This is a genomic window from Maribacter hydrothermalis (genome assembly GCF_001913155.1).
GTDB lineage: Bacteria > Bacteroidota > Bacteroidia > Flavobacteriales > Flavobacteriaceae > Maribacter > Maribacter hydrothermalis.
This window is the reverse complement of sequence record NZ_CP018760.1, coordinates 953,912-968,358: the sequence shown is the minus strand read 5'-3', so window position 1 is coordinate 968,358 and position 14,447 is coordinate 953,912. Positions and strand designations below refer to the sequence as shown.

Genomic DNA, 14,447 nt, shown 5'->3' with positions numbered 1-14,447 from the left:
ACTAGTTAACTGGTACAACAAAGCTAGTATTATTCGGTGATAATGACACTACCTATGAGTTCATTTTCGGTAGGTTTTTCGAACCAATTTTCCATAAAGTCAAAATTCTCTTGTGTTACCTCAAACTCAAAAGTAGGTCCCTTTTCTTTGTTGCGCTGTTGTACACGTTGCCATCGTGTTTCTTTAGGAACATTTAGATAATGAATTTTTATCTCGTACCCATACACTGCTGCAAACGTTCTAAACTTTTCTCGATGCTTGTATTTAGATAGGCCCAAGTCTAAAATAGCATCCGTTTTTGACTGCTCCAATTGTTCCACCAAATTCATAATTAAGTGCTCTGAGCGGTCTATACGTTCTAAAAACCACTCCAACCCATCTTTTTCAGTTTTGTCTGGTAGAAATAAGGTTTTATTCCAAAAGTCTATAGAAAAGAGTACCCCCTTGGTTTTACTTTTTAAGGTGTTAGCATAGGTGGTTTTTCCTGAGCCTGTATTACCGACAATGAGGTGTAGCATGTATTCTAATTAAATGTTATTAATTAATTATAAAACTTTTCTCAATAAAATCAAAGCCTGGTTTATACGTTAACTTTCGTTGCCAGTTGTTTTAAGAGTCCAAAAGTTTTATCGCCTCAGACAAAGTAGAAATTATTATTTAATAAGATTTTACCCATTCGCCTCTTTAGCCTGTTTTTCTAAATCAGCAATATTTTCGAATTTTTGAAGAGGTAAAGTTTTATTGGTCGCTTTTATTTCAGCTACTAAATCAAGAATTAAATCTAAAGGTTTTGCTTCATAACCGAACATATTTTGGTCAAACGCAATACCAGCTAGGATTCCGTCATTTTCCATGCCTACGCCCCAATTTTCTATAAAGTCGGTTAATGGAATTTGAGTAAGCTGGTAGTTGGCCCAATGGTTTATGGTGCAAGATTTTGCTCGGCCACTTTCTGCCCAAAAGCAAAGTACACCAACAGGTCTATCATGTTCATCATCGTACTGTACAGAAGCTGAGGTAGCAAAACCATCACGATTTTGAAGCGCATAAACAATGTCTGTTTTGCAAACCGTTTTTATAAATTTCTTGTATCTGTTTTCAATGATATCGGAGCCTTGTTGTTCCATGTTTTGTTTTTGTGGTATGAGTTTTTAATTAATTCAATTTAGTTAATATTCTATTCAATTGTTTCTCGGTTAAAACAGGTTCAAAATATGTAAGGTAATCATTCAATTCTTTCAATAATTTTATACTTACATACTTGAATTTAGCTGATGGCTTATTATTAATCATAACAATAAGATTTCGTATGGGGATTTTTTGTTCTCCCCAATGATGATCACGTAAAGTTATATTTTCTGAAATGTATCTGTAAAGAGCAAAATTAGACCTTTTAATCTGTTCAATGGGTGACCACAAACTAATAGAATTAACAGAGTTTTTACTCCAATTTTTTGTTTCTATTATAAAAATCCCTGCTTTTGAAATTAAGAGATGGTCAATTTGTATGGAGTAAATTCTCTCGTTTTTTTGTTTGTAGAAAATTGGTGGAGAAAAATCTAATTTAAAATCATTGATTAAAATAAAATCGTCGGATAGTTTTTTGATTTCTTTTACAACTAAGTTTTCTCCTATTGCTCCAGAAATTAGGTTTTTACAATCTTCTAAAACACCCCGTGTGTATTCTAATTCTGAAATTGAAAGTTTAGCTCGTCTTTCAATTAATAACTGCTTATCAGTTTTGAATTCTTTTATAAAATGCTGGTCAATTTTAATTTTTTGAGATATTGGTTGAACAACTTTATTAAGTAATTTGAATTTTCTGTCTTCAAAATCTTTGCACTGTTTTTTTAAATAATAAAGCTTTATGCTTGCTAGTATTTTATTTAAAAAATTAAGACTGTTCTTTTTGTGAATTACATCAATTTTCAATTGTAACTCTTTAATTTTCCTATCTATTTTTTCTGTCGCTAAGTTACTTATTTCAACTTTTCGTTGGGTGTTATCTTTAAGACGTATACAGGTTTTATGATATTCTTGCTCTAATTCGTTTTTAGTGTCATTTAGAACTGTTAGTTTTTCCGAATCAATTTTTTTTAAAAAGTCTTTAATTTCTCTTACAGATTTAAACCTGGTTATTCCTTTGTTCTCTAACTCGGATTTTAGGGATTTTAATGATTCTATGGTTCTGTAAATTCTTGCCATTAAGGATAATTCTTAAATAAGCAATAACGTATTTGCAATTAATTAGTTGCCTTGTGATTATATTGAAATTAAAAAAAGCTCACAAAAACTGTTTTTAAAATCTATGAGCCTAGAATAGTATTGTCTTAAATTAAAGAAGAATTTATTTATTTCTTGGCTTAGGTCTTTGTTGAAAGCTGGCTTTTCTATACAGCTACTTTTTTAAGTGTCGAACTTACTTTTCCGAAATCAATTTCCTCAAAATCCCGTTTTGCTTTTTCTTGGACGTCAATATCTTTTGTTTGTAAAATGTTCGACATATATTTTAATCTTCGTTTTACATTTTCTATCAAATCACTCCACTTCATAATCCAAACCTCAATATTTTTGTCTTCATTTCTAAAATATAAATAAGGATTATCTTCATTCTTTGGACGACCAGAAATATCAAATTGAGCATCTTTATTAATATCTGTACTTATAAGCAAGATTTTGTAGTTCAAGTTGTCACTCAATGAACTTAATTGTTCAATCTGTCTTGCGTATTTCATTGCTTGTCCAATTTCTTTTGGACTAATTTTTACTCTTGGTGCTTTTAATTCGACAATAAGTACTTCTCTTTTTTTGTAATCCAATATTCTTTCATGATACATAAAAAGATCTGTTATTGATTTTACAGATTTCTCAATTTTTTCATTAATATTGTCCTTCGTTTTGGAAGGTTTGAATTTTAAACATTCATCTCTCAATTGAGTTAAGTTGTTTTCAAGGTTTTTGTCCGATAACAATCTTGTAGTTTCATTATATTCTTCTCCAAAAACCCAAAGCATTTTTTCCAAAAACTTATGTAATTCTTTTCTTTCCTTAACATTTTTAGAAATTTCGCTATATACTAACTTTTCTAGAAATTCAATATCTTCAATCTTGGAAGCTACTTTATCAGAAAACTCAATGATATTTTCTAAATCAGTTTTTTCAAGTAAGTCCGAAAACTTGGAAGTCATTTTTTTGTTGAGCTTCAAAATACTTCCTAGAATTTTATTCAATTCTCCGTTCGAAATTGTTCTATCAATTAGAGGATAGATAATTTCTCTTAATTTGTTTTCTTCATTTAGGATGTGATATTTGTCCTCAACTAAATATGCAAGTTTATCAAATAAAATTATTTTTGATTTTGAACTTGATTTTTCCTTGTAAGGATAGTAATCGTCACTTTTTAGTTTATCTGAAAAGTTATCGAATTCTATGTTTCTTTCTTTAAAGAAATCGTTTAATTTATCCTTTATTAGAGTTCTATACTTTTTCCAATCTTCGTCTAAATCATCTAAATCTATGTTTCTATATAAATCTGCTGAAATCGTTGGTGAAGTAATGTAAATAAACCATCCACCAATTTTTGGACTCAACCAACTTGCATCATATTCAAATCCTTTAGCAATAGTGTTAAGTCCAGCGTTTCTAGTAGTTAAGAAAACTTTAATTTTTTCGTATTTTTTTATTTGCATAAAGTCAAATAACACTTTGTGTTCTTTTCCTTTTGAATCCGCAAATTTTGTTACTTTTTTAATTGGTTCATTAACAACAAAATCTTTTGGATTTATTTTCTTTCCATTAATATGAAATTTTATCTCCTCATTAAAAATTTTAAGCGGATAGCGTTCAAATATTGCGTCAGCAAAATTTGAACTTAAAAATTTGTCTATTATTTTTTTCTTTGGTTCGATTTCAGTAACATTTGTATCGTAAAGATTTGAAATAATTACTTTGTAATAAGGTGTATGATTTTTTCCTGTTAATATTTCTTCTTTAGTGTCAATTTTTACTTCTGAAACATTTATATTTTTCCCGAAACTATCAAAGGATAAAGGAATTTGTATTTTGGAAAAATTGCTTTGTTTGTTAGAATAAGCAATGGTTTCTATATCTACGCTTTGTCCAATTTGAAACGATGCAAATCTTCCAATTCCTTTTCCTCCATCTTTATTTGCTGTTCCAATATCAAGTAATTTTTTATCTATTTCTGTAACGTGAACTCCGACACCATCATCTTTAATCGTTATTTTTTTTATAATTAAAGGATGAACTTCATCTTCAGGTGTATAATCAATATCAATCCAAATATTTTTACTTTTTGCTTGAATAGAGTTGTTTATTAATTCGCAAAATGCTGTAAAAGTACTTATGTAACTCGCAAACAGTTCGTTTACTAGTCTTGAATTGGTTGTTAATTTTCTGTTCATTCTTTAAAGTTACAATTTTTCTACCGCTTGCTTACAAAGGCTGGGCTAAGCGTAGTTCGGTGGTAAGGAAACTTTTCGTTTCCGTCTACGCAAGAAGCTAAAGTTTATTGTTTAGTTTTATTTTTTCTTGTCCAAAATCTAAATCCCAAAGATTTAGCGACACTCTGAAAATACGCTAACATTACCATAGAAACCCAAATAAAACGTATTACGTTTGGGCTGTGTTGCCATTGGTTTTTACTTTCTCATTTCAGTTACTAGTTTTTCTGTAGCATTTTTAATAAATATTTCTAGTTCATTTCTTTCTACTCCTTCATAACCTTTTTCCTCTTCTTTCATTTTATTTTTTCTTTCTCTTTGTAATTCGCTCATAGATTTAGAAATTATACATCCATCTACACATGGTGTATAATTAAACTTGTAAACACCAGCAAATTCATTTGACCTAATCATAACTACTTTAAATTCAACAGATGCACCGTATTTTTGATAAGAATAGGAAGGCACAATTCTTTCTCGATTCTTTTGGTCATAATACTTATTAGTTTCATACATTACTTGCGGATTTAATTTGGTTAATTCTATAATTAAATCCGTATCCGACTTTTCTTTTAGCTGCTTGTAATCAATATTATTTTCGTCATTTCCAATAATTTGGTTAAATAGTTGCCTGTCCCTAACCACAAATCCACTAGCAAGAAGTTGATTTTCAATAGCATTAAATAGATAATCGTTGTTTTCACCCTCCGTAACATTCATCGAAGATTCATTTACTCTTAAAACGACCTTAGGATTTTTATTTTCATTCAAAAAAACTTTAAGTGGTTCTGTTCTTACAATATCATCTGCTTTTTGAGAAAATTTTAATGTTTTTGTGCTTGCGCAATTTGTAAGTATTAAACATGAAATTGCTAATAAATAATAGGTTTTTTTCATTTTGGTAATTTTGAATAGTTTTTGATAAATGTTCTTGGTTTGTAAATTAATGGCAACGTCCGGAAATGTGTACAATTACATATATCCCTTTAAATATAGAAATATGTGTAATCGCACTCCTAATACATCACTAAAGAATAAACCTACAATTAAGAATTGAAACTCCATTACGGGAAACCATAATTGGTCAAAAATTATGTATAGTCTGGTATATTTTCACGACCAAAAGGTTATGTCAAAGAAAATTCTATTTATCTATAATGCCAATAGCGACACCAGCAGTAAACTATTAGATTTCGCACATAAAATTGTAAGTCCCGCTACGTACGATTGCGCACTTTGCTCATTAACCTTCGGCAATTTCACCGAGAACAACCAATGGAAAACATTTAGAGAAAACTTGTTAGTCAAAGGCTACGAGTTAGAATTCTACCATAAAGATGAGTTTCAGAAAACGTATAAAAGCAAATTTGGGCATACATTTACCTATCCTATTATACTAGTAGAAACAGCGCATGATTTAGAGGTGTTGGTGAGTACGGGGCAGTTGAATGCTATGGAGGATGTAACGGAGTTGATAGGTGTTTTGGTTATATTAATTGGGAACGATTGAACATTATCCTAGGAATTTTGAGTGATACTATCTAAAAGGTTTCTCTTTTCTAATTCATTTTTTAATGCTGTAGGAAAAATTGAATATTCTGATTGTGTTAAATAATGTTCTCTATGTTGTATAAAATGGTAATTTTCTATGCCATAAGCAAAAATTGCAGCGTTCTTTTTGCCTAGAGCATTAGTGCCCCTGTGATAAATTCTAGGGTCAAATAGTATAACATCTCCTTTTTCTATTTGTACATATGAACATCGACCAAAAAATGGAAAGTAATAATTTTTTAGGTTTAGGGTTGAGATTCTTTTTTCAATTGCAGTTAGGTATTTTAATAGAATACTGTTTTTTTCTAAGATAGGTATTCTTCCTAAATTGGATTTTTTTATAAAACCAAGTTTAAATTTAGAAGTTTTTGAATCTTGTAAATATAGAGCTACTCTTATAATATTATAAGGTTCGTGATGATTCCAATGCTCCCCATTTTCATAGGTTTTTATAACCGAATCTCTATGCCATTGACCTCCAGAAAAATTTTTGATAATTGAATTGTGTCTTAAAAATTTGATATTCTCTCCTAAAAAATTTTTAACAATCTTTAATATTTCAGGGTGATATATTATTGGTGAAATAAGGCTGTTTTTTACAACTCCATTTCTAATAAATCCTTCAGATATAACATTGTTTTTAGAATTCAATTCAAAATTAATATCAATTTGAGTAATTAAGTTTTCTATTTCTTTTTCTGACAAAACATTTTTTACCAAGATAAATCCGTTTTTTAAGAAAGTCATAAGCAAGACGATAATTAGAGAATAAGACTTGAGTCTTTTCAGTTAAATATTTTAAAATAATAGGACTGGATTTTATGAAAAAAATTACAAGTTCTAAACCTACAATTTACATTTCACACTCCATTACGGGAAACCATAATCGGTAAAAAATTATGTATAGTTTGGTTGTTTTTCACGACCAAAGGGAGATGTCAAAGAAAATTTTATTTATCTATAATGCCAATAGTGACACCAGCAGTAAAATGCTAGATTTCGCCCATAAAATTGTAAGTCCCGCAACCTACAACTGCAAACTCTGCTCATTAACCTTCGGCAATTTCACCGAGAACAAACAATGGAAAACCTTTAGGGAAAGCTTATTAGCCAAAGGCTACGAGCTAGAATTCTACCATAAAGATGAGTTTCAAAAAACGTATAAAGGCAAATTTGTGCATAAGTATACCTATCCTATTATACTAGTAGAAACGGAACATGATTTAGAGGTGTTGGTGAGTACGGATCAGTTGAATGCTATGGAGACTGTGGAGGAGTTGATTTCTTCAGTAGGCAGTTTCAGCAGGTAGTTTCAGTAGGCAGTTTCAGTTTTCAGTGTTCAATTGCTTCGCTTGGTTGATAGTTGATAGTTGACGGTTGTCGGTTGTTCGTTTTTAGACTTACTCGGTCGCTGAATGTAGCTGAAATGACAATGCATGTTCCAAACAAACAGATAGCTTCGCTTTGCTCGCTATGACGTTGATAAAGAAGTACTAAGTATTAAGTACAAAGAATTAAGTTGTGGAGTATTACGTAAAGAGTACTTAATACTAAAAAAACGCGCAGCGTTAAAAAAACGAACAACGAACAACGAACAACCAACAACCAACAACTATTTCTTCGTTGCCTCAAAAAACTTCTCGTTGATATCATCTATGTATGCTAAAACTTCATCGCGGCCACTGCGATTACTGGAGCTGGTTACAAAATGCGGTGGTGCTTCTTCCCATAAATCTGCAATAAGCTGGTCCAGGTATTTTTTTACTTGACGCTCAATTGCTTTCGGTTTTAATTTATCGGCTTTAGTGAAGATAATGGCAAAAGGAACTCCGTTTTCACCCATCCACTGCATAAACTCCATATCTATAGGTTGCGGGTCGTGGCGAATATCTACAAGTACAAAAGAGCAAACCAACTGCTCTCGCTGTAAAAAGTAATTGGTAATATATTTTTGAAAGGTATTCTTATCCTTTTTAGATACACGCGCATAACCATAGCCAGGTAAATCGACCAGAAACCAATTTTCATTGATTTTAAAATGATTTATAAGCTGTGTTTTTCCTGGTCTGCCCGATGTTTTTGCCAAGCTTTTACGCTCGGCCAACATATTTATCAAGGAAGACTTCCCTACATTAGAACGGCCAATAAAGGCGTACTCGGGTAAAGGCTCGTTAGGGCAGCGTGCAACATCGGAGTTGCTAATTACAAAGTCGGCCGACTTTATTTTCATTCGTAAGGTGTTTTAGAAATTATTTTTCGTCAACCATTCATCAAGAATGGTATTGAACTCATCTGGGTGCTCCATCATTGGGGCATGTCCACATTTATCCATCCAAAATAAATCTGAATTCGGTAATAACTCATCAAATAGCTCAGCTACATCTGGCGGCGTTACACTATCATTTTTTCCCCAAATAATACATGTAGGAGTTTTCATTTTTGGTAAATCTTGCGCCATATTATGTCGTATGGCACTTTTGGCAATTGCCAAGGTCTTTACCAATTTTATGCGGTCGTTAACCGTAGCAAAAACTTCGTCTACAATTTCTTTAGTGGCTATTTCTGGGTCATAGAAAACATCTTGTGCTTTCTTTTTAATGAACTCATAATCACCGCGTTTAGGGTAGCCATCGCCCATGGCACTCTCGTAAAGTCCGGAACTACCGGTAATAACCAGGGCTTTTACTTTAGAAGGATATAATTTGGTGTGCAAAAGACCAATATGGCCACCAAGAGAGTTTCCTAAAAGAATAACATCTTCTAGTTCTTTATATTCAATAAATTTCTTCAGGTATTTGGCAAAGTTCTTAACCGTGGTCTTTAGCATTGGCATTGAATACAACGGTAATTCCGGAATAAGCACTTTATATCCTTTAGGAGGGAAATAGGTAGTTACTCCTTCAAAATTGCTTAGTCCGCCCATTAGCCCGTGAAGAATAATTATGGGTTTGCCCTCACCTTTCTCTATATACTTAAAGCCGCCGTCTTTAATCAATTTATTTTCCATGCACTCTGCTCATCATAATTGCCCAAATATAGGTAATTACCTAGAATAGCAAACAACTCTTTTCGATTAGGTGATTTCACGAATCTTTCAGATTTCGATTTTTCTAGAATTAAGGGTACGGTGGGAAAATTATCCTTTAAAAATCGATGAAGTGTAAAAAGTCGTCAAAAAGTGGGGTAATTTATTAACAAAGTGGATTTTAGTGGTAAAATGTGGTAATAATATTTATATATTTGGGTTATATAAATAAAACAACTCCATTTTGGACATTTATTTCTTTGGGACATTTAACTGCAAAGCAGATGCAAAGGGGCGTATAATGCTACCGGTTACGCTGCGCAATCAAATGACGCCAATTTTAAATGAAGGTTTTTTTATAAAGAAGTCGTACTACAATGAATGTTTGGAATTATACCCTGCGCAAGAATGGTATAAGATAATGGCAGAAATGGACCAGAATAATAGGTTTGATGAAGAAAGCCAGTTGTTTCAAAGGATTTTTACAGACGGACTTCGCCCAGTGGAGGTAGATAGTAGTGGAAGGCTATTAATTGCTAAAGATGTTATTTCATTGGCAGGTATTACGAAAGAAGTGAAAATAGTACCCATGCGTAAGCATTTAGAGATATGGGATGTTAAGGAGTACGAGGCAACTATATCCATATCAAAAGAAGATAAAAAGAATTTGGTAAAACGTGTAATGTTGAACCAAAAAGAGAATAAGGATGTATCATAATCCGGTTTTACTGAAAGAATCAGTAGATGGTTTGGACATCAAAAAAGATGGGGTGTATGTAGATGTGACATTTGGCGGTGGCGGTCACTCTAAAGAAATATTGAAAAGACTGGGAGCGGAAGGCAAATTGTTTGCTTTTGACCAAGATGAAGATGCGCAAGCAAATGCATTAGGTGATCCAAGATTTACGCTGATAGCGGAAAATTTTAGATATATAGCTCAGTTTTTAAAGTTCTATGGCATTCGGAAAGTAGATGGAATCTTGGCGGATTACGGCGTTTCATCGCATCAGTTTGATCAGGCGGAAAGAGGATTCTCTACGCGGTTTGATGCAGATTTGGACATGCGAATGAGTAAGCGTAATACGCTGTCTGCTTATGAGGTGGTAAACAAGTATTCGTACGACGATTTGCGTAAGGTGTTGTTTGACTATGGTGATATAAGAAATGCAAACGCCATGGCAAAAGTACTGGTAGCAAGTAGGGAAGTAGAAGAAATAAGAACAACCGATGCTTTAAAACAAGCATTAAAGCAATTTTTGCCAGAGCATAAGCAGCATAAAATATTGGCACAGATATATCAGACGATTCGTATAGAGGTGAATCAGGAGATTGAAGTGATCAAAGAGTTTTTGGAACAAGTGCCCGATTTATTGAATCCGAAGGGAAGGTTGAGTGTTATAAGTTATCACTCTTTAGAAGATAGATTGGTAAAACGGTTTATACGAGCGGGACAGTTTGAGGGAGAGCCAGAAAAAGATTTCTATGGCAATATAGATGTTCCCTTAAAAAAAGTAGGCGGACTAATAGTTCCGACACGAGAAGAAATAAAACAAAATAATAGAGCACGTAGTGCCAAATTAAGAATAGCGGAGCGTAATGGCGAAAAATAAAATGAAAACGGGGGTATTGGACCTATTGAAAGGCAAATTTTTGGTAAGCGGCGACGCCCCTAAGAATTGGCTGTTCATCATTTTCATTTCTTTTTTGGCAACGGTTATGATCAGTAGCTCGCATAGTGCAGACCAAAAAGTGCATCAAATAGCATTGCTTAACGAAGAAGTAAAAGAATTGCGAAACGAGTTTGTAGACATGCGGTCCGATGTGCAGCAGTTGAAACTAGAATCGAGTATTACCGGTAAAATAGCTGAGAAAGGACTTTTTCCTTCAGAAACGCCACCACAAAAAATTAGGGTCAAATCTTTAAATGTCGAGTAAATGGCCGCAACAGATAAAAGTATACTTAAACGCCTCTATATTGTAGCCGCATTTCTTGTGCTGTTTGCTGGCGCCGTACTGTTTAAATTGGTGTCCATACAACTTGTTGACGGTGAAAAATACCAGGCAATGGCAGACACGCGTACAGAGCGAATGTTTACTATTCAGCCAAACAGAGGCAATTTGTATTCAGATGATGGTAGCCTTCTGGCAACCTCGGTATCTAAATACACTATCCGTTTTGATGCGGTTACGGTAAGTAACGAAGATTTTAAGGCAAACGTAAAACCTTTGTCAGACGCTCTGGCAAAAGAGTTTGGGAAAACATCGTCTCACTATCAACAACTACTTAGAAAGGCAAGAGAGAACAAAAACAGATATACACTAATAGCACGTAATCTTGACTACTCCGAGTATATGGATGTCAAGACTTTTCCGCTTTTTAATAAAGGAGCTTATAAAGGCGGACTTATTATTGAGCAAGATACGAAGAGGGAGCATCCGTTGGGTAAAATTGCAGAACGTAGTGTTGGGTACGAGCGTGTAGATGAAAACGGATATTACACACGTGTAGGTATGGAAGGTGCTTTTGGCGAATACCTAAGAGGAGTTGAAGGAAAGCGTTTAAAGCAAAAAATAGCAAAAGGGCAGTGGAAACCACTAGGCAACGATAATATTGTAGAGCCAAAAGATGGCTACGATGTATATTCTACAATAGACATTAATATACAAGATATAGCACACCATGCTTTATTGAAGCAATTGGAACTTTATAAGGCAGACCACGGTACCGTTATTGTAATGGAAGTGAAAACGGGCGAGGTAAAAGCAATATCAAACCTTGGTCAGACTCCAGATGGAAAATATTACGAGCGTTTAAATTATGCTATCGGTGAATCGCACGAGCCAGGTTCCACTTTTAAATTGGTGAATTTGGTAGCGGCATTAGAGGATAAGGTGATAGATACCAGCTCTGTAATCGATACTGAAAAAGGCGCTTGGAAACTATATAGACATACCATAAAGGATACCAAACGTGGTGGTCATGGAAAAATTACCATGTCAACCGCTTTTGAAGTATCGTCTAATGTGGCCTTTGCCAAGATGATACATAATGGGTATAAGGATAACCCAGAGAAATATGTAAACCGATTAATGAGTATGGGTATTCATAAAGAATTAGGGCTTCCTGTTCTTGGTGAAGGTAAACCTGTATTGCGATACCCTGGTGATAAAGGGTGGTCTGGACTTTCGTTAGCGCAAATGGCTTATGGCTACGAAGTATCTGTTACTCCGCTACAATCATTGGCATTTTATAATGCTATTGCCAATGACGGGGAAATGGTAAAGCCAAGGCTATTGAAAGAAGTTAAGGAGTGGAACAAGACCATACAGAAATTTGATAAAAAAGTATTGAATACCGCCATTTGCTCACAAGAAACGGTGAAAAAAGTGCAAAAGATATTAAAGAATGTAGTGGAAAAGGACCATGGTACAGGTCACGGTATGTACTCCAAGAATTTTTCTATGGCAGGCAAAACTGGAACTACGCAGACTAACTATGTGTCTAAAGACCGTAGTAAATATGAATATATATCATCGTTTGCGGGGTATTTTCCGGCAGACAATCCTAAGTATTCCTGTATTGTAGTTATCCATAAACCAGACAAAAGTGTTGGGTATTACGGAGCAGATGTATCGGGTCCGGTATTTAAATCTGTAGCACAAAAAGTATATGCTACATCGCCATTAACAAGTGAAGTAAATGTAAAAGATGTGTTGATTGCAAGTAATGAAAACTCGCATGAGGCCTATTTTAAAACAGCGCAACAAAAATTTTCAGCGATGCCTAATGTACAAGGTATGTGCGGTATGGATGCTGTTGCAATTTTAGAAAACCTAGGTATAGAAGTAGTGGTAAAAGGAAATGGAAAGGTAAAAAACCAGTCCATTTCTAAAGGAACCGATTTAAAATCAGTGAAAAAGATAGTATTGGAATTAATATGAAACTACTAAAGGACATATTATATGGAGTGAATATTACTGCGGTTAGCGGTACAACCTCTTGTGATATAGTTTCAGTTCGTTTCGATTCTAGAGAAGTACAAAATGGTGATGCCTTTGTAGCTATAAAAGGCACCTTAACGGATGGTCATAACTATATAGACGCAGTAGTAAAAGCCGGTGCAAGAGCTATTGTTTGTGAGCAATTGCCTGCTAATATGGTGGATGGAGTTACGTATGTTGAGGTGGAAAATGGCAATCAGGCATTGGCATTAATGGCATCTAATTACTATGGTACACCGTCTAAGAATTTAAAATTAGTAGGTGTAACGGGTACCAATGGTAAAACAACGGTATCAAGTTTATTATATCAGTTATTTAAAAAAGCAGGGTATAAAGTAGGCTTGTTATCCACTATTAAAATAATGGTTGATGATACGGAGTATGCAACAAAACATACCACTCCCGATGCATTGGTAATCAACAAGCATTTAAGGTTGATGAATGATGCAGGTGTTGAGTATTGCTTTATGGAAGTAAGTTCTCATGGTATTCATCAAAAAAGAACGGAAGGTTTGGTTTTTGAAGGAGCAATTTTCACGAATCTGTCTCATGATCATTTAGACTATCATAAAACATTTGCTGACTATAGAGATACCAAAAAGATTTTGTTTGATCAGTTGTCTAAAAAGGCATTTGCACTAACAAATATTGATGATAAAAATGGCTTGGTAATGTTACAAAATACCAAAGCTAGAAAGTATACCTATGCGCTAAAAAATTATGCGGATTATAGGGCACAAGTTCTTGAAAACCAGTTCGATGGTCAGTTGTTGAAAATTAACGATAACGAACTGTGGATTAAGTTAATAGGTTGTTTCAATGCCTATAATATGTTAGCAATTTATGCTTCGGCAGAATTGTTGGGATTAGAGAAAATAGAAACCCTTCGCTTGTTGAGCGAGTTGGATAATGTAGATGGAAGGTTTCAATATTACATATCAAAAAATAAGATTACGGCTATAGTTGATTATGCCCATACGCCGGACGCCCTAAAAAATGTGCTTGAGACAATCAGCACGTTGAGAACTGGAAATGAAAACGTCATCACCGTTGTGGGGTGTGGTGGCGATAGAGACAGATCAAAGCGTCCGGTAATGGGCAATATCGCTTCGGAAATGAGTAATAAAATCATCTTTACATCTGATAATCCTAGAACAGAATCCCCTTCTGAGATTATTGCGGAAATGGAAGCCGGAGTAGAGCCACAGCATGTTAAAAAGATTTTATCCATTGAAAATAGAGAGCAAGCCATTAAAACAGCATGCCAATTAGCGAATGATAACGATATTATTTTGGTAGCAGGTAAAGGTCATGAGACCTACCAAGAAACCAACGGAGTTCGTATAGATTTTGATGATTTTAAAATAGTAAAAGAGCTATTAAATAGCCTAGATAAATAACTAAAG

Annotated in this window: 15 protein-coding genes; 7 read left to right on the top strand and 8 right to left on the bottom strand. The window is 33.8% G+C overall.

Features of this window, described 5'->3' with window-relative positions; translation table 11 throughout:
* Positions 1-29: 29 nt before the first annotated feature.
* From BTR34_RS04180 to BTR34_RS04160, 5 genes are all read right to left on the bottom strand, one after another.
* Positions 30-518: an AAA family ATPase gene (locus BTR34_RS04180; RefSeq protein ID WP_068482194.1), complete on the bottom strand. Its 489-nt coding sequence runs from the start codon at positions 516-518 to the stop codon at positions 30-32.
* A gap of 150 nt (positions 519-668) precedes the next feature.
* Entirely contained in the window at positions 669-1,127 is a 459-nt protein-coding gene (locus BTR34_RS04175) for a DUF2750 domain-containing protein (protein WP_068482198.1), read from the bottom strand.
* A gap of 28 nt (positions 1,128-1,155) precedes the next feature.
* Positions 1,156-2,205, bottom strand: coding sequence for a nuclease-related domain-containing protein (locus BTR34_RS04170; RefSeq protein WP_068482201.1), 1,050 nt, complete (start codon positions 2,203-2,205; stop codon positions 1,156-1,158).
* Positions 2,206-2,390: 185 nt separating this feature from the next.
* Positions 2,391-4,424 (bottom strand): ATP-binding protein, encoded by a 2,034-nt coding sequence (locus BTR34_RS04165; RefSeq protein ID WP_068482204.1) that lies wholly within the window; start codon positions 4,422-4,424, stop codon positions 2,391-2,393.
* A gap of 237 nt (positions 4,425-4,661) precedes the next feature.
* On the bottom strand, positions 4,662-5,360 hold the full coding sequence (locus BTR34_RS04160; RefSeq protein WP_157483761.1) for a hypothetical protein: 699 nt from the start codon (positions 5,358-5,360) through the stop codon (positions 4,662-4,664).
* 232 nt (positions 5,361-5,592) lie between these two features.
* Between BTR34_RS04160 and BTR34_RS04155 the strand changes: the two genes are divergently transcribed.
* Positions 5,593-5,973 (top strand): hypothetical protein, encoded by a 381-nt coding sequence (locus BTR34_RS04155; RefSeq protein WP_068482405.1) that lies wholly within the window; start codon positions 5,593-5,595, stop codon positions 5,971-5,973.
* An 8-nt stretch (positions 5,974-5,981) separates the two neighbouring features.
* Here BTR34_RS04155 and BTR34_RS04150 read toward each other — a convergent pair whose 3' ends face one another.
* Positions 5,982-6,761, bottom strand: a complete 780-nt coding sequence (locus tag BTR34_RS04150; protein ID WP_068482209.1) for a hypothetical protein — start codon at positions 6,759-6,761, stop codon at positions 5,982-5,984.
* A gap of 188 nt (positions 6,762-6,949) precedes the next feature.
* Between BTR34_RS04150 and BTR34_RS04145 the strand changes: the two genes are divergently transcribed.
* The gene (locus tag BTR34_RS04145) at positions 6,950-7,324 is read left to right on the top strand and encodes a GTPase (RefSeq protein WP_068482408.1); all 375 of its coding nucleotides are present in this window, start codon (positions 6,950-6,952) and stop codon (positions 7,322-7,324) included.
* Between the two features lie 302 nt (positions 7,325-7,626).
* On the opposite strand, the gene yihA is transcribed toward BTR34_RS04145, so the two are convergent.
* Positions 7,627-8,244, bottom strand: coding sequence for a ribosome biogenesis GTP-binding protein YihA/YsxC (gene yihA, locus BTR34_RS04140; protein WP_068482212.1), 618 nt, complete (start codon positions 8,242-8,244; stop codon positions 7,627-7,629).
* Positions 8,245-8,256: 12 nt separating this feature from the next.
* Positions 8,257-9,021 (bottom strand): alpha/beta fold hydrolase, encoded by a 765-nt coding sequence (locus tag BTR34_RS04135; protein ID WP_068482216.1) that lies wholly within the window; start codon positions 9,019-9,021, stop codon positions 8,257-8,259.
* A gap of 262 nt (positions 9,022-9,283) precedes the next feature.
* Here BTR34_RS04135 and BTR34_RS04130 point away from each other — a divergent pair, with 262 nt between their 5' ends.
* Genes BTR34_RS04130 through BTR34_RS04110 form a run of 5 tightly spaced genes read left to right on the top strand, consistent with a single transcriptional unit; the run spans position 9,284 to position 14,441 of the window.
* Positions 9,284-9,757, top strand: coding sequence for a division/cell wall cluster transcriptional repressor MraZ (locus BTR34_RS04130; protein ID WP_074472099.1), 474 nt, complete (start codon positions 9,284-9,286; stop codon positions 9,755-9,757).
* Entirely contained in the window at positions 9,747-10,649 is a 903-nt protein-coding gene (rsmH, locus tag BTR34_RS04125; RefSeq protein ID WP_068482219.1) for a 16S rRNA (cytosine(1402)-N(4))-methyltransferase RsmH, read from the top strand. Before BTR34_RS04130 ends, rsmH begins: the two co-directional genes overlap by 11 nt.
* A 1-nt stretch (position 10,650) precedes the next feature.
* On the top strand, positions 10,651-10,974 hold the full coding sequence (locus BTR34_RS04120) for an FtsL-like putative cell division protein (RefSeq protein ID WP_068482414.1): 324 nt from the start codon (positions 10,651-10,653) through the stop codon (positions 10,972-10,974).
* Positions 10,975-12,981: a penicillin-binding protein gene (locus BTR34_RS04115; RefSeq protein ID WP_068482221.1), complete on the top strand. Its 2,007-nt coding sequence runs from the start codon at positions 10,975-10,977 to the stop codon at positions 12,979-12,981.
* Positions 12,978-14,441, top strand: a complete 1,464-nt coding sequence (locus BTR34_RS04110) for a UDP-N-acetylmuramoyl-L-alanyl-D-glutamate--2,6-diaminopimelate ligase (protein ID WP_068482224.1) — start codon at positions 12,978-12,980, stop codon at positions 14,439-14,441. Before BTR34_RS04115 ends, BTR34_RS04110 begins: the two co-directional genes overlap by 4 nt.
* The last annotated feature ends 6 nt before the right edge of the window (positions 14,442-14,447 follow it).